This window comes from Rhodococcus sp. NPDC057014 (assembly GCF_042673295.1).
In the GTDB taxonomy this organism is placed as follows: Bacteria; Actinomycetota; Actinomycetes; order Mycobacteriales; family Mycobacteriaceae; genus Rhodococcus_F.
Genome location: NZ_JBHUSF010000231.1, coordinates 1 through 14619, shown reverse-complemented (window position 1 = coordinate 14619; position 14619 = coordinate 1). Strand labels below are relative to the sequence as shown.

14 protein-coding genes and 1 pseudogene are annotated in these 14619 nt (G+C 69.0%); 11 read left to right on the top strand and 4 right to left on the bottom strand.

Annotated features, from left to right (window positions below; translation table 11 throughout):
* Positions 1 to 12 precede the first annotated feature (12 nt).
* Complete coding sequence (locus ACFTZB_RS32305) at positions 13 to 549, bottom strand: flavin reductase family protein (RefSeq protein WP_378437825.1); 537 nt, start codon at positions 547 to 549, stop codon at positions 13 to 15.
* 196 nt (positions 550 to 745) lie between these two features.
* Here ACFTZB_RS32305 and ACFTZB_RS32300 point away from each other — a divergent pair, with 196 nt between their 5' ends.
* The 10 genes from ACFTZB_RS32300 to ACFTZB_RS32255 all read left to right on the top strand — a co-directional run bounded on the left by ACFTZB_RS32300 (position 746) and on the right by ACFTZB_RS32255 (position 11348).
* Entirely contained in the window at positions 746 to 1621 is an 876-nt protein-coding gene (locus ACFTZB_RS32300) for an alpha/beta fold hydrolase (RefSeq protein WP_378437823.1), read from the top strand.
* On the top strand, positions 1618 to 3330 hold the full coding sequence (locus ACFTZB_RS32295; RefSeq protein ID WP_378437821.1) for an FAD-binding protein: 1713 nt from the start codon (positions 1618 to 1620) through the stop codon (positions 3328 to 3330). The genes ACFTZB_RS32300 and ACFTZB_RS32295 overlap by 4 nt, the downstream gene beginning before the upstream one ends.
* Positions 3330 to 4115, top strand: coding sequence for a 2-keto-4-pentenoate hydratase (locus tag ACFTZB_RS32290; protein WP_378437819.1), 786 nt, complete (start codon positions 3330 to 3332; stop codon positions 4113 to 4115). The genes ACFTZB_RS32295 and ACFTZB_RS32290 overlap by 1 nt, the downstream gene beginning before the upstream one ends.
* A gap of 7 nt (positions 4116 to 4122) precedes the next feature.
* Positions 4123 to 5028 carry an acetaldehyde dehydrogenase (acetylating) gene (locus ACFTZB_RS32285; protein ID WP_208613740.1) on the top strand — a complete coding sequence of 302 codons (906 nt, stop codon included), beginning with the start codon at positions 4123 to 4125 and terminating at the stop codon, positions 5026 to 5028.
* Positions 5029 to 5066: 38 nt separating this feature from the next.
* Positions 5067 to 6125, top strand: coding sequence for a 4-hydroxy-2-oxovalerate aldolase (dmpG, locus tag ACFTZB_RS32280; RefSeq protein WP_378437817.1), 1059 nt, complete (start codon positions 5067 to 5069; stop codon positions 6123 to 6125).
* A gap of 40 nt (positions 6126 to 6165) precedes the next feature.
* Positions 6166 to 7344, top strand: a complete 1179-nt coding sequence (locus tag ACFTZB_RS32275; protein WP_378437814.1) for an acyl-CoA dehydrogenase family protein — start codon at positions 6166 to 6168, stop codon at positions 7342 to 7344.
* Positions 7345 to 7431: 87 nt separating this feature from the next.
* The gene (gene bphC, locus ACFTZB_RS32270; RefSeq protein ID WP_378437812.1) at positions 7432 to 8343 is read left to right on the top strand and encodes a biphenyl-2,3-diol 1,2-dioxygenase; all 912 of its coding nucleotides are present in this window, start codon (positions 7432 to 7434) and stop codon (positions 8341 to 8343) included.
* Positions 8340 to 9491 carry an alpha/beta hydrolase family protein gene (locus tag ACFTZB_RS32265; RefSeq protein WP_378437810.1) on the top strand — a complete coding sequence of 384 codons (1152 nt, stop codon included), beginning with the start codon at positions 8340 to 8342 and terminating at the stop codon, positions 9489 to 9491. Before bphC ends, ACFTZB_RS32265 begins: the two co-directional genes overlap by 4 nt.
* Positions 9492 to 9548: 57 nt before the next feature.
* Positions 9549 to 9896, top strand: coding sequence for a PEP-utilizing enzyme (locus ACFTZB_RS32260; RefSeq protein ID WP_378437808.1), 348 nt, complete (start codon positions 9549 to 9551; stop codon positions 9894 to 9896).
* Between the two features lie 615 nt (positions 9897 to 10511).
* Complete coding sequence (locus ACFTZB_RS32255; RefSeq protein WP_378437806.1) at positions 10512 to 11348, top strand: DUF427 domain-containing protein; 837 nt, start codon at positions 10512 to 10514, stop codon at positions 11346 to 11348.
* Here the strand turns inward: ACFTZB_RS32255 and ACFTZB_RS32250 are convergent.
* Together ACFTZB_RS32250 and ACFTZB_RS32245 are read right to left on the bottom strand one after the other, a co-directional pair.
* Entirely contained in the window at positions 11345 to 12580 is a 1236-nt protein-coding gene (locus ACFTZB_RS32250; RefSeq protein ID WP_378437827.1) for a low temperature requirement protein A, read from the bottom strand. The two genes, ACFTZB_RS32255 and ACFTZB_RS32250, sit on opposite strands and share 4 nt — an antisense overlap.
* 70 nt (positions 12581 to 12650) lie before the next feature.
* Entirely contained in the window at positions 12651 to 13466 is an 816-nt protein-coding gene (locus ACFTZB_RS32245; protein WP_378437804.1) for an alpha/beta fold hydrolase, read from the bottom strand.
* Positions 13467 to 13697: 231 nt separating this feature from the next.
* Here ACFTZB_RS32245 and ACFTZB_RS32240 point away from each other — a divergent pair, with 231 nt between their 5' ends.
* A complete protein-coding gene (locus ACFTZB_RS32240; RefSeq protein WP_378437802.1) occupies positions 13698 to 14483 on the top strand; it encodes an oxidoreductase in 786 nt (261 codons plus the stop codon).
* A gap of 11 nt (positions 14484 to 14494) precedes the next feature.
* Here the strand turns inward: ACFTZB_RS32240 and ACFTZB_RS32235 are convergent.
* Positions 14495 to 14619, bottom strand: a pseudogene (locus ACFTZB_RS32235) (short-chain dehydrogenase); the annotation flags it as partial.

Below are 14619 nucleotides of genomic sequence, written 5' to 3'. Positions count from 1 at the left end.
TCCCTGGACTCGTTACGCACGCACGGGGCGCGGGGCGGCGTCGAGGCCGAAACCGCCCCGGAAGAACACCATCGGCCGCTCCTCACACACCGATTCCAGTTCCCGGACACGTCCGATCACGACATCGTGATCGCCGGCGGTGTGCACGGACTGCACGTCCGCGTGCACGCGCAGAAGGACCCCCGGCAGCGACGGCGTCGACCACCGCGACGGCTCCCACGCGAGCCCGTCGAACTTGGCGCCCCGGCTCGACCCGAACCGGGCGCAGAGGTCCGTCTGGTCCTCGTGCAGCACGTTGATCGTGAACCGCCCCGACCGCCGGATGCGCGGCCATGCCCGGCCGCGGTGATCGGCGCAGAACAGGATCAGCGGCGGCTCCAGAGACACCGACGCGAACGACTGGCATGTGAAACCCACCGGGCCCTCCGTGTCGAGTCCCGTCACGACCGTGACCCCGCTGGCGAATTGTCCTAGGGCTCGGCGCATCTCGTCCGGTGACGGTGCGTCCGGGTGTGCCGCGGGCTTGCTTCCGGCCGGCTCGGTTGCCATCAGACCGCCTCCGATTGCTCTTGCGTCGCCGACCGATTCGGCGATCGACCCCGAGGCTAGGGACGCCCCGAACGGTCACGAGATTCCGTCTCGGTCAGTGGAAGTCCTCGCCCGGACGGTGCCGGGGCGGGGCGGTGTCTCGCTGACCGGGATCGCTCCTGTCCGAGCCGGGAACACGCTGGCAACGTGATCGAGCATGACGACTGACTCGAGTTACGAGGGCACCCTGAAGGAGCTGAAGACCGACCTCGGCGTGCTTCGCTACCACGAGGCCGGCGACGGCCCGCCACTTCTGCTGCTGCACGGCTCCGGCCCCGGCGTGACGGGATGGCGCAACTTCCGCGGCAACCTCGGCGTCTTCGCCGAGCACTTCCGCACCTTCGTCCTGGAGTTCCCGGGATTCGGGGTCAGCGACGACTTCGGCGGTCATCCGATGCTCACCGCGGGCGACGCGGTGCTCCGTTTCCTCGACGGGCTCGGACTCGACGAGGTGGCGATGCTCGGAAACTCGATGGGCGGCATCGTCGCCACCCAGTTCGCGATCGCACACCCCGACCGGGTTTCCAAGCTGATCACCATCGGCGGCATCGGCAGGAACCTCTTCAGCCCCGGCCCCGGCGAGGGCATCAATCTTCTGATGGAGTTCACGGACGACCCCACCCGGGAACGACTGATCGCGTGGCTGCACTCGATGGTGTTCGACCCCGCGATGGTCACCGAGGAACTGATCGAGGAACGCTGGACGCAGGCCACCGACCCCGAGACCCTCGCCAGCGCCCGCAAGATGTACAGCAAGGCCGCGTTCGAGGCCGGCGCCAAGGCCGCACTCGAATCCGACGCCACCCCGTACTGGGCCCAGCTGCACAAGGTGACGGCGCCGACGCTGCTCACCTGGGGCCGCGACGACCGGGTCAGCCCGCTGGACATGGCGATCATCCCGATGCGGTCGATCCCGCGGGCGGAACTGCACGTGTTCCCGAACTGCGGGCACTGGGCGATGATCGAGCAGAAGACGGCGTTCGAGAGCGCCGTCCTCGCGTTCCTCCTCCGCAAGGACGGCAGCGGACGATGAGCGCCGCCGCAGAAACCTTCGACACCACGGTCGATTTCCTCGTCGTCGGCAGCGGTGGCGGCGGCATGGCCGCGGCGATCACCGCGGCCCACCGCGGGATCGACACCCTCGTCATCGACAAGGGTGCGACGTTCGGCGGATCCACCGCCATCTCCGGCGGCGGCATCTGGATACCCAACGCCCCGACACTGCGGGAGAAGGGTGTGATCGACTCGAGGGAGTCGATCCGCCGCTACCTCGACATCATCACCGAGGGCACCGTCGCCGCCGACCGGCTCGACGCGTTCGTCGACAAGGGTCCCGAGCTGATGGAACTCCTCGACCGCAGCCCGCACATGAAGCTGTACTGGGTGAAGGGCTACTCCGACTACCACCCGGAATACGAGGGCGGGCGGCCGCTCGGGCGCACCATCGAATGCATCCCGTTCGACACCCGGGCGCTGAAGGAGGACGAGCAGTTCCAGCGCCCCAACAGCATGAAGGGTCCGCTGGGCCTGTGGGTCACCTCGAAGGACTACCACGACCTCGCGATGGTCAAGCGTACGTGGAAGGGCCGCAAGGCGTCGCTGGTGGCGGCGTGGCGGGTGGCGTCCAACATGGTCCGCCGACGCCACATGGCGACCGGCGGACGCGCACTGGTGGCGCGGATGCGGATGATCCTCAAGGACGCCGGGGTGCCGCTGTGGCTGAAGACGTCGATGACGGAACTGATCGTCGACGGCACCGGCGCGGTCGTGGGTGTGCTCGCCGAGCGCGACGGACAGACGGTCCGGATCGGCGCCCGCCGCGGCGTGCTGCTCGCGACCGGCGGGTTCGACCACAACCAGGACATGCGGGCCAAGTACCTGCCCCGGCACGGCGTTCCGGACGTCAGCGCCGGCGCCCGTGAGAACACCGGCGACGGCATCGTCGCCGGCCAGAAGCTCGGCGCCGCAGTCGACCTCATGGACGACGCCTGGTGGATGCCGTCGGTGCTGCACCCGATGGGCGCTGTGATCCCGCTCGTCTCGGAGCGGTGCATTCCGCCGTCCGTCATCGTGAACGGCCGCGGCGAACGCTTCACCAACGAGTCGTCGCCGTACGTGAACTTCGTGCACGACCAACTCGACGGCGGCCACGTCCCGGCGTGGTTCGTCATGGACACGAAGGCGAAGTCGCGGTACCCGTTCGCGCAGGTGCTGCCGGGTGTGCCGTTCCCGCAGGGGTTCTACGACTCCGGAGTCGTGCACAAGGCGGACACGTTGCGTGACCTCGCCGATGCAATCGGCGTCAAGGCAGACACCCTCGTCGCGACCGTCGATCGCTTCAACGGCTTCGCCCGCAGCGGCACCGACGAGGACTTCGGCCGCGGCGACAGCGCGTACGACCGGTACTACGGCGACCCGACGATGAAGAACCCGTGCCTCGACGAGATCACGCAGGGGCCGTTCTACGCGATCCGCTGCGAGGCAGGCGACCTGGGCACGAAGGGCGGACTCGTCACCGACGCCGACGCCCGGGTGCTCCGCGCGGACGGGACCGTCATCGACGGCCTGTACGCCACCGGCAACACGTCGGCATCGGTGATGGGCAACGAATACGCAGGCGCGGGCGCGACCATCGGTCCCGCCATGGTGTTCGGCTACATCGCCGCGCAGCACGTCGCCCACGTGAGTGGCAAAGAGTCCCGGAACACACGACAGCACTCACGTGCGGGAGAGGTGGCGTGATGCTGAGCGACGCGCAGCGACTGTCCGCCGCCCACCTCCTGCGGAACGCCGAACAGAACCGCGCCCCCATCGATCCGCTGACCACCGTGTTCCCGGGCATCGACGTTGTCGACGCCTACGAGATCGCGCTGCTCAACATCCGGGCGCGACTGGCGGCGGGGGAGACGGTGTACGGCCACAAGGTCGGACTGTCCTCCGAGGTCATGCAGAAGATGATGGGCGTCGACGAACCCGACTACGGACATCTGCTGTCGAGCATGGTGTACGCAGAGGGGACGCCGATCGACACCGCGCAGTTTTGCTACCCGCGCATCGAGGTGGAGATCGGGTACGTCCTCGGCGAAACACTGCCGGGGGAGGGGTGCACCGAGGCCGACGTGCTCGCGGCCACCGAATACATCGTTCCCAGTATCGAATTGATCGACTCCCGAATCACGGACTGGAAGATCGGGCTCGCCGACACGATCGCCGACAACGCGTCCTCGGCCGGCGTGATCCTCGGCGCGGGACGCGTGGAACCGGCGCGGGTCGACATCGGCGCGATCTCCGCGGTGCTCTACCAGGGCGAGGACGAGATCGCGCGGGGCGAGGCGTCGGCGGTGCTCGGCAATCCCACGAAGGCCGTGGCCTGGCTGGCGCGGAAGGTCGCGAGCTTCGGGGTGCGGCTCGAGGCCGGGCACGTGATCCTGCCCGGATCCTGCACCCGCGCGGTCGACGCCCGACCCGGCGACGTGTTCCGCGCCGAGTTCAGTGACATCGGTTCCGTATCAGTAGAATTCAAGTAAGGCGACAATTGTGACCAAGGCTCTCGCCGCGATCGTCGGATCCGGCAACATCGGCACCGACCTGATGTACAAACTCCTCCGCTCGGAGATCATCGAGCCCCGCTGGATGATCGGCGTCGACCCCGACAGCGAGGGACTGAAGCGCGCCGCCGACCGGGGTGTGATCGCCAGCGCCGAGGGCGTCGACTGGCTGCTCGCCCAGGACGAGCGCCCCGACATCGTCTTCGAGGCCACCTCGGCCTACGTGCACCGGGCGAACGCGCCCCGCTACCGGGAACTCGGCATCCAGGCCGTCGACCTCACCCCCGCCGCGCTCGGACCCGCGGTCGTGCCCGCCGTGAACATGGGCGAGCACCGCACCGCTCCGAACGTCAACCTCATCACGTGCGGCGGCCAGGCGACCATCCCCATGGTCCATGCCGTCTCGCGGATCACCGACGTCGCGTACGCCGAGATTGTCGCCAGCGTGGCCTCGCCGTCCGCGGGCCCGGGTACCCGCGCGAACATCGACGAGTTCACGATCACCACGAGCCGCGGCATCGAGACGATCGGCGGGGCGAAGAAGGGCAAGGCGATCATCATCCTGAACCCGGCCGAACCGCCGATGTTCATGAAGGACACCGTGTTCTGCTCCATTCCCGCCGACGCCGACCGCGGCGCCATCACCGCGTCCATCCACGACGTCGCGGCATCCGTGCAGGCGTACGTCCCCGGATACCGTCTGCGCGCCGAACCGCAATTCGACGATCCGACGCCGATCAGTGGAGGACTGGCCCGCGTCGGCATCTTCCTCGAGGTCGAGGGCGCCGGGGACTTCCTGCCGCCATACTCCGGCAACCTCGACATCATGACCGCCGCCGCCACCAAGGTCGGCGAGAGCTTCGCGACGCAGATCCTCGGCGCAAGCGTCTGAGCGCGTCCGCCCCACATTCACTCTTCGAAGGACTACCGATGCCTTACAGTGCCGAACTCGACATCCGGGTGACGGACTCGTCGCTGCGCGACGGCTCCCACGCCAAGCGACACCAGTTCACCGTCGACCACGTCCGCTCGATCGTCGGGGCGCTCGACGCCGCCGGCGTCCCGGTCATCGAGGTCACCCACGGCGACGGACTCGGCGGTTCCTCGTTCAACTACGGCTTCAGCCACACCCCGGAACAGGAACTGATCAAGGCCGCGGTGGAGACGGCGGAACGGGCGAAGATCGCGTTCCTCATGCTCCCCGGACTGGGTGTCCAGTCCGACATCCGGGAGGCCGCGGACAACGGCGCGAGCATCTGCCGCATCGCCACGCACTGCACCGAAGCCGACATCTCCGTGCAGCATTTCGGGCTCGCCCGCGAACTCGGGCTGGAGACGGTCGGGTTCCTGATGATGTCCCATAGTCAGCCGCCGGAGGTTCTCGCGCAGCAGGCGCGGATCATGGCCGACGCCGGCTGCCAGTGCGTGTACGTGGTGGACTCGGCCGGAGCGCTGATCCTGAACGCCGTCAGCGACCGTGTGTCCGCCTTGGTGACCGAACTCGGCGACGACGCGCAGGTCGGATTCCACGGGCACGAGAACCTCGGCCTCGGTGTCGCCAACTCGGTGCTTGCCGTCGAGGCGGGCGCCTTGCAGATCGACGGCTCCACCCGGCGTTTCGGCGCCGGCGCGGGCAACACCCCGGTCGAGGCGTTCGCGGCAGTCGCCGAGAAGCTCGGAATCCGCACCGGCATCGACACTCTGAAGATCATCGACGCCGCCGAGGACGTCGTCCGGCCGATCATGGACGGCGACTGCCTGCTCGACCGGCTGTCGCTGACCATGGGCTACGCGGGCGTGTACTCCAGCTTCCTCAAGCACGCCGACTCCCACGCCCGCCGGTACGGCGTGTCCGGTGCGGAAATCCTCATCGAGGCCGGCAGGCGCAAGCTCGTCGGCGGTCAGGAAGACCAGCTGATCGAGATCGCCCTCGGACTCGCAGACCGGAAGTCCGCGAGTTCCGCAGTCGCCGAGAAGAAGTCCGCCTAGGCGTTCCGCCGGGTACCGACACCAGAAAGCCGAGATCATCATGGGCCAGGTTCTTGACAGGATCGAACAGTACGCGGACGAGATCCGCGCGGAGGGCGTCGAGGGCGACAAGCTGATGCGCCTGTCGGACACGTCCGCGAAGAGGCTGCGCGACTCCGGGGTGATGCGGATGCTGCAGCCCAAGGAGTACGGCGGATACGAATCGCATCCGCGTGAATTCGCGGAGACCGCGATGGGCATCGGCGCCATCGACGGAGCCGCGGGCTGGGTCAGCGGCATCGTCGGCGTCCACCCGTGGGAGCTGGCGTTCTTCGACCGCACCGCGCAGGACGAGGTGTGGGGCGAGGACTCCGACATGTGGATGGCGTCACCGTACGCCCCGATGGGGGTGGCCGTGCCCGTCGACGGCGGCTACGTCCTCAACGGACGGTGGTCGTTCTCCTCGGGCACCGACCACTGCGGGTGGGTCATGATCGGCGCCGCCGTCGGCGACCAGGACGGCAACCGGGTGATGCCCCCGAAGATCCTGCACGTGCTGCTGCCGCGCTCGGACTACGACATCGACCAGGACAGCTGGAACGTCGTCGGACTACGCGGCACCGGGTCCAAGGACCTGATCGTCAAGGACGCATTCATTCCGCAGCACCGGACGCTGCAGGCCGACAAGGTCTTCGACGGTTCCGCGCCGAAGGAGTTCGGCCGCACCCAGACGCTCTACAACTTCCCGTTCTCGTGCATCTTCCCGCTCGGCATCACGTCCTCGCTCATCGGCATCGCCGAGGGCGCGCTGGCCTGCCACCTCAACGCGCAACGCGAACGCGTCACCGTCTCCGGCACCCCGATCAAGGACGACCCCTACGTGCTGTTCGCGATCGGCGAGGCGGCCGCGGAGATCGCGGCGTCGCGGGCGGCGATCCTGGAGACGGTCGACCGGTTCTGGGACATGACCGAGAAGGGGCAGGACATCTCGTTCGAACTCCGCTCCATCGGTCGGCGCACCCAGACGGCCGCCGCCTGGCGGGCGGTGCGCGCCGTGGACGAGATCTTCGCGCGCTCCGGCGGCGGTGCGCTCCAACTGAAGACGCCCATGCAGCGTTTCTGGCGGGACGCCCACGCCGGCCTGTCCCACGCCATCCACGTGCCGGGATCGATCTTCCACTCCTCGGCGCTGACCCAGCTCGGTGGGGAACCCCAGGGCATCCACCGCTCCATGATCTAGGCGCTTCGCGCCCGTGAGTGGTTAAGGAGTCCAGGGACTCGTCAACCACGCACGGGCGGCGGAGCCGCCTCCAGGAAAGGACTTCACATGACCGACATCCGAGGGCTCGGCTATCTGCGGATCCAGACGAAGGACGTGCCACGCTGGCGGGAGCTGGTGGTGGACGGGCTGGGCATGGCCGAGGGGTCGGGCCCCGAGCCCGGCGGCCTGTACCTGCGCGTCGACGAGCGGCGGTCACGGCTGATCGTCCTGCCCGGCGACACGGACAAGGCGCTCGCCGTGGGGTGGGAGGTGCGCGACCAGTTCGCACTCCAGCGAGTGCGGGAGCAGGTGGAGAAGTCGGGCGTCGCGGTCGACGTCCTGTCCGAGGAGGAGTCGCGCTACCGCGACGCCGAACAGGTGATCGCGTTCGACGATCCGTCCGGCACCCGGGTGGAGGTGTTCTTCGGGCCGGTGCTCGACCACAGTCCCGTCGTCACCCCGCACGGGGGCCGCTTCGTCACCGGCGCGCAGGGGCTGGGCCACGTGGTCCTCCCGACGCCGGCGTTCGAGGAGGCCTACACGTTCTACACCGAGGTGCTCGGGTTCCTGCCCCGCGGCGCGATCCGCCTCGGACCGGCCGACGCCCCGGGACCGGCCCGGCGGGTGCGGTTCATGGGCGTCAACCAGCGCCATCACAGCCTCGCGTTGTGCCCCGCACCGCACAGCGGCGAACCCGGGATGGTGCACCTGATGACGGAGGTCGACTCCCTCGACGCCGTCGGGCAGGCCCTCGACCGGCTCGGCACGCTCGGCTTCTCCATCTCGTCGACCCTCGGCCGTCACACCAACGACCGCATGGTGTCGTTCTACGTGCGCGCCCCCGGCGGCTGGGACCTCGAATTCGGCACGGAGGGCATGCTCGTCGACGAGGCGCACTACACCGCCGAGGAGATCACCGCGGACAGTTACTGGGGCCACGACTGGTCGGGTTCCGAGCCGCTGGCGGCGTTCTCATGACGGTCTCGCGCGCCCGGATCGGCGCGGTGGCCGCGCTCGTCCTCCTCGGTGGAAGTGCCTGTTCCAGTGCGGCTTCCGAGACTGTCACCGACACGTCGCCCCGGCCGGGTCAGCTACTCTCGTCCCGCGCCGTCGATGACGGTCCGGCATTGCCGAGCGCCGCGCGGACCGAGGTGATCACCTATGCGTCGCAGGACGGCAACGGTGACCCGGTCGTGGTGTCGGGCACCGTGGCGATTCCCCGCACGCCGGCACCCGACGGCGGGTATCCGGTGATCAGCTGGGCGCACGGCACCACCGGCGTCGCGGACGCTTGCGCCCCGTCCGCGGATTTCGCGGGCGGCCCCGCCCACAGTTACCTCTCCGGGGTCAATGCGTCCCTCGACGACTGGGTGGCGAAGGGGTACGCGGTGGTGAGCACGGACTACCAGGGTCTGGGGACGCCGGGAATCCATCCGTACATCAACGGTGACACGGAGGTGAACGCCGTCGTGGACATCGTTCGCGCCGCCCGCGACGTGGATCCGGCGGTCGGCTCGACGTGGTTCGTGATCGGGCACAGCCAGGGTGGGCAGGCGGCGCTGTTCACCGCCGCGCAGGCAGGGGAGCGCGCCCCGGAACTCGACCTCGGAGGTGCCGTGGCGATCGCCCCGGGCAGCGGACTCGACCAGACGCCGCAGTACTTCCGCTCGGGTGTGCCGGGTATCGAAGCGGCCGAGGCGTTCCTCCCGCTGATCCTCCTCGGCGCGCAGGCCGCCGATCCCGCGATCGACCCGTCGGCGTTGCTGACGGAGCAGGCGCAACCGCTGCTCACGGCGGCGCGGACCGGGTGCATCGACGACATCCGGAAGGTGCCGCCCATGCCTGCGGGTCAGGTCTTCCGCCCCGACGCCGACCTGGGGCCGCTGACGGAGTACCTGGGCCGCCAGGAGCCGTCGAGGGTTCACGTGCAGGTCCCGACGCTGGTCGCGCAGAGTTCCGGTGACGTGGTTGTGAGCAAACCGTCGACGGATCTGATGGTGAAGACGTTGCAGGACAACGGGAACGAACTCACGTATCGGACGTACGAGGGTGCGGACCATCGCGGGACGATCGGGGCGTCGCAGCAGGACGCGCAGGATTTCGTCGCCGGCATTCTTGCTCGCTGAGAATGCACCCGTCAACTGTGTGTTGACAACAGGCCGTTGATGGCTTGAAGTGGTCGGGTGAATTACGGTAACACCCTGCTGACGGGCGTCGCAGCCAGCCCGGGAACCGCCGTCGGTCCTGCGCGGATCATCGTCGGCCTGGACCACTTCGCTCGCTTCCGCCCGGGCGACGTCCTCGTCTGCCGTACGACGTCGCCGGCCTGGACCCCGCTGCTGGCATGCGCCTGTGCCGTGGTCACCGAGACCGGCGGGGTGCTGGCGCACGCCGCGATCGTGGCCCGCGAGTTCGGCATCCCCGCCGTCCTGGCCGCGCCGATGGCCATGACCACCCCGACCGACGGCCTGCTGGTCCGCGTGGACGGCACGCACGGGCACGTCGCGGTTCCGAACGCCGGGAGGAACTGATGCCGCACCGCACTCCGACGGACATTCTGGTGTTGCATTCCGTGCGGATCCTGGGCTACGCCGAGACCGCGCGCATCGCCGCCCGTTTCGACCTGCCTGTCGAGGAGACCGTCGAGCACCTGCTCGATGCCCAGGCCCGTGGGTGGGTCACCCGCACCACCTTCGCCGAGGACAGCGGTTGGTCCCTGACCGATCTCGGGAAGGTGCACGGCGAAAGGCTGCTCGCCGCCGACCTCGACCGGTGCGGGAGTCGGACCGTGGTGGTGCAGGTCCACCGGGAGTTCCTGCCGCACAACGTCGCCGTCGCGGACGCGTGCACCGCCTGGCAGTTGGCCGAGCTGGGTATCGGCGAGGCCACCGTGACCCTCGACGAGACCACCACCCGCCTGGGAATCGCGGCGGACGCCCTGGCCGGATTCGAGGCGCCTGGTCGCGGGCACGGACCGATTCGCCGGCTACCACCAGCGGTTCGCCGGCGCCGTCGAGCGGGCGAGCACCGATCCGGTCTGGATCAGCGCGACCGACCGCGACTCCTGCCACCGCGTCTGGTTCGAGTTCCACGAGGACCTCATCGCGTCCCTCGGCCTCGCCCGGTAAGAGGCCTACTCTCAACTCATGGGCCTGCGACTGCGCGACACCGTCGGACGTCAGCTACGCGAGCTGCGCTACGAGCCGACGGCGAAGCGGATCCGTGCCGAGCTGAACGGGACCACGGTGGTCGACAGTGACCGTGCGGTCCTGGTCTGGGAACCACGGCGCGTCGTTCCCACCTACGCGGTGCCGGCGGAGGACATCGACGCGGAGTTGTCGCCGGAGCCACCGGGTTCGGTGCAGGCCGAGGGCGACGTCGGCTTCGCCCTGCCGGACGTGACGACGATGCCGGTGCTCGATCCCCGGATACCGTTCTCGGTGCACAGTGCGGAGGGCGAGCCCGTCGCGATCCGTATCGACGGAGCACGGTACGCCCTGGGGTTCCGGCCCGTCGACGCAGACCTGGCCGGATACGTGGTTCTCGACTTCGACGGCTTCGACCGCTGGCTGGAGGAGGACGACGAGATCGTCGGCCATCCGCACGACCCGTTCCAGCGCATCGATGTTCGCCGCACGTCCCGCCACATCCGGATGTCGCTGGGCGACACCCTCCTCGCCGACACTCGGCGTGCGAAAATGCTGTTCGAAACGCTGCTTCCGGTGCGGTACTACCTGCCGCCCGACGACGTCGTCGCGGAACTGCAACCGAGTGCGACGACGACGTACTGCGCCTACAAGGGCAAGGCCGCCTACCGGTCCGCGGTCACCGCCGGCGGCGTGCTCCACGACATCGCGTGGCGATACGACGAGCCCCTCGTCGACGCGTCGGAAGTCCGGGGACTCGTGGCGTTCTTCGACGAGCGGCTCGATCTGGTCGTCGACGGTGTGGCCCGGCCGCGGCCGGAAACGCCCTGGTCCTAGTACTCCTCGCGGGCGCCGGGATCGGCGCGCCCGAGTGCGATCGCGAGTGCCCGGGCCTCGTGAGCATGCCCGAGCAACTCGTATCCGACGACGGTGACGACCGGTGCCAGCATCACCACGATCAGGCACCACGCCATCGACACACCCTGCGCCGCCAGCACGAGTGCGAGCGCGATCGTCGCCGCGGTCAGGACGAGGAGCAGGATGTGGAACGGGTCGGGAACCCGCAGCAGATACGTGTACAGCAGGTACACGGCCGCGAGGTAGATCGCGACGGGGACGGCGACGGAGACCACCGTCGCGGTCGCGCCGATGTGGGAGGCGTGTTCGATGTAGTACGCCGCCACGTGCAACCCGGCCCCCACGGCGGCCAGTGCGGCGAAGACCACGATGTGGCTGTACCCCCAGACGAACGAGCGGCGGCGATACACCGCGAGCACCTCGGCCGACGGCAGAGTGTAGTACACCCACCACAATCCGAACGTGAGTCCGATGCCCGCGACGGCGACGAGTACCGCGTCGAGCGACCACCCCTGGTGTTCGACGACGGCGGACAGTGAGGCGACCGTGCCGATCACACCCTCGCCGAGCGTGATGATCACGAGCAGGCCGTGACGCTCGACGATGTGGTGTGCGTGCCAGGGTGTTCCGCCCTTGTACCGTTCGGCGATGACGGGGCTGCTCATCTCGACGAGGATGAGGACGGCGCCGAGGCCGAACGCGTACTCGACGGTGAGGGGTGCGATCGCCAGCGTCACCCAGCCGATCTGTGCGAGAACGAGCGCCGTGGCGTACGTCAGCGACGCCGAGCGGTGGTCGGGGTCGTGTCTGGCGGCGCGCAACCACTGGAACACCATGGCGACCCGCATGACGATGTACCCGGACACCATGACGGTGTTGTCGAGTTCGACTCCGCGGTCGATGGATGCGAACATCTGCGGCATGCCGAGCGCCAGGACGATGACGCCGATCATCTGGACCATGGTGGTGACGCGGTAGATCCAGTCGTCGGTGTCGTAGGCCGAGGCGAACCAGGAGAAGTTGATCCAGGCCCAGATGATCGAGAACATCGCGAACGAGAAACCCGCCAGCCCGGCGCCGACGTGTCCTTCGGCGAGGAGGTGGGCGAACTGATTGCCTGCGACACCGAACGCGACGACGAACGTCAGGTCGAACAGCAACTCCAACGGCGTTGCCGCACGGTGTTCCTCGTCCGGGTCGCGTCCAACCATCTTCTGGACGCGGTGGGCGAGGCTCCCGCCGTTCGATGCCGATTCTTCGGGCGCGTTCACGGCTGCGCCGTTACGGCGTCGCCTGGTCTGCCTGCACCACGAGGTCGGCGACAGCGACGGGCTGGGACACCAGGACGGCGTGCGACGCGGGGATCTCCGTGATCTGCGCCCCCGCCCGGGTGGCCATGAACCGCTCGGACGCCGCCGGAATCACCAGATCGTTCTGAGCGACCATGGCCCAGCTGGGAGTCGACGCCCACGACGGCGCACCGCTGGGTTCGAGGTTCGCGACCAGCGCGGCGGACCGCTGGTGCGCGAGCATGTCGGCGGCCGTCGCGTCGGACACGTCCGGCGCGAACACCCGATGGAAGTCGGCCGGGTTGATGTAGCCGTCGAGGTTTCTGCCCGCGATCCCGGTGGGATCGTTCTCGACGACCTTCACCTGCAGCACCGGCGGCAGCAGCTGGCTGCCGGGGAACCGGATCGGGTCGAGGTTCAGCATCACCGGCTCGCCCTGCGCCGGGGCGAATGCCGCCACGTAGACGAGGGCCTCGACGTTCGGCGAGTGCACATTGGTGATGACGGCGCCGCCGTACGAGTGACCGACGAGCACCACCGGTCCCGGGATGTCCGCGAGCACCTTCTCGATGGCGGCGGAATCGTACGCCGGTCCGCGTAGCGGGTTGTCCGGGACGACGACGTCGTACCCGCGACCACGCAGGTCCGCGGCCACCGCGTCCCAACTGGTCGTGTCGGCGAACGCGCCGTGGACCAGCACCACCGTCGGCAGATCCTGGGCGAGGGCCGGTCCGGCCCCGACGGTGAGCGTGCCGGCCGCGGCGATCGCGCACGCGGCGACGGCGGTTCGAAGTCGAAGAAGTCGCATCACTCGTCTCCCGGGTCGGGGCGGAACACAGTGGTCAGGGGCGAAGGGGACTGTGCGGCAGGAGCAGTCGTGCGACGAGTAGCAGTGTCGTACGACGGACGACGCCGTGGCCTGGCCCTTCGTCGCTGAGATTACTCGCCCGCAGCGCGGTCGGCATCATTTCGGCTAGCGTGAGCGGAGGGGGACATTCCGCTCGTCCATGCACGCTCCGCCGTCGTCAGGAGGAACCCCGTGGATCTCGCATTGCGCGGCACCGTCGCCGTGGTCACCGGAGCCAGCAAGGGTATCGGGCTCGCCATCACCCGGGCACTCGCCGCGGAAGGTGCCTTCGTGGTGGCGGGGGCGCGTTCGCCCGGCCCGGAACTGGAAGAACTGGTCGACAGCGGAAACGTGGAGGCGGTGAGCGTCGACCTGTCGACCCCCACCGGCCCGGGCGAACTCGTTGCCGCCGCCGCTGCCCGTGGCAGACTCGGCGTCGTCGTCAACAACGTCGGCGCCGCCCACCCCAGGCTGACCGGGTTCCTCGACGTGACCGACGAAGACTGGATCACGACGATGAATCTCAACCTGATGTCGGCGGTGCGGACGATCCGGGCCGCGCTGCCCGCGATGATCGCCGCGGGCCGGGGCAGCATCGTGACCACGAGTTCGGTCAACAGTTTCCTGCCCGACCCCACCGTCATCGACTACTGCGCGTCCAAGGCCGCGCTCACCAACTTCTCGAAAGCTCTGTCGAAAGAGGTGGGACCGTTGGGCGTTCGGGTGAACACCGTCAGCCCCGGCCCGGTGTCGACCGCCCTGTGGCTCGGTGACGACGGGGTGGCCGCGACGGTGGCGCGCGCGGCGGGCGGCGACGCGGAGTCGGTGGCGGAGAATGTCGCGAAACAGGCGGTCACGGGCCGGTTCACCCGCCCGGACGAGGTGGCGGATCTGGTCGTGTTCCTCGCGAGCGACCGGGCGGGCAACGTGACGGGATCCGATTTCGTGATCGACGGCGGACTCGTCACCACCCTCTGACCGCCCGCGGACTACCGGCGGCCCAGAAGTTTCCGCATGCCCTCGGCCGCGCCGCGCACGAGTGCGTCGCGGGGGAACCCGCTGCGCTTCTGCGCCGCGTCGTAGTTGCCGCCGGCCACCCAGACCGGGCCGTCGG

Excerpts from the sequence above, each read along its gene's own strand:
- ACFTZB_RS32305 (WP_378437825.1), bottom strand. The coding sequence starts at position 549 with ATGGCAACCGAGCCGGCCGGAAGCAAGCCCGCGGCACACCCGGACGCA.
- ACFTZB_RS32300 (WP_378437823.1), top strand. The coding sequence starts at position 746 with ATGACGACTGACTCGAGTTACGAGGGCACCCTGAAGGAGCTGAAGACC.
- ACFTZB_RS32295 (WP_378437821.1), top strand. The coding sequence starts at position 1,618 with ATGAGCGCCGCCGCAGAAACCTTCGACACCACGGTCGATTTCCTCGTC.
- ACFTZB_RS32290 (WP_378437819.1), top strand. The coding sequence starts at position 3,330 with ATGCTGAGCGACGCGCAGCGACTGTCCGCCGCCCACCTCCTGCGGAAC.
- dmpG (WP_378437817.1), top strand. The coding sequence starts at position 5,067 with ATGCCTTACAGTGCCGAACTCGACATCCGGGTGACGGACTCGTCGCTG.
- ACFTZB_RS32275 (WP_378437814.1), top strand. The coding sequence starts at position 6,166 with ATGGGCCAGGTTCTTGACAGGATCGAACAGTACGCGGACGAGATCCGC.
- bphC (WP_378437812.1), top strand. The coding sequence starts at position 7,432 with ATGACCGACATCCGAGGGCTCGGCTATCTGCGGATCCAGACGAAGGAC.
- ACFTZB_RS32265 (WP_378437810.1), top strand. The coding sequence starts at position 8,340 with ATGACGGTCTCGCGCGCCCGGATCGGCGCGGTGGCCGCGCTCGTCCTC.
- ACFTZB_RS32255 (WP_378437806.1), top strand. The coding sequence starts at position 10,512 with ATGGGCCTGCGACTGCGCGACACCGTCGGACGTCAGCTACGCGAGCTG.
- ACFTZB_RS32250 (WP_378437827.1), bottom strand. The coding sequence starts at position 12,580 with ATGGTTGGACGCGACCCGGACGAGGAACACCGTGCGGCAACGCCGTTG.
- ACFTZB_RS32245 (WP_378437804.1), bottom strand. The coding sequence starts at position 13,466 with ATGCGACTTCTTCGACTTCGAACCGCCGTCGCCGCGTGCGCGATCGCC.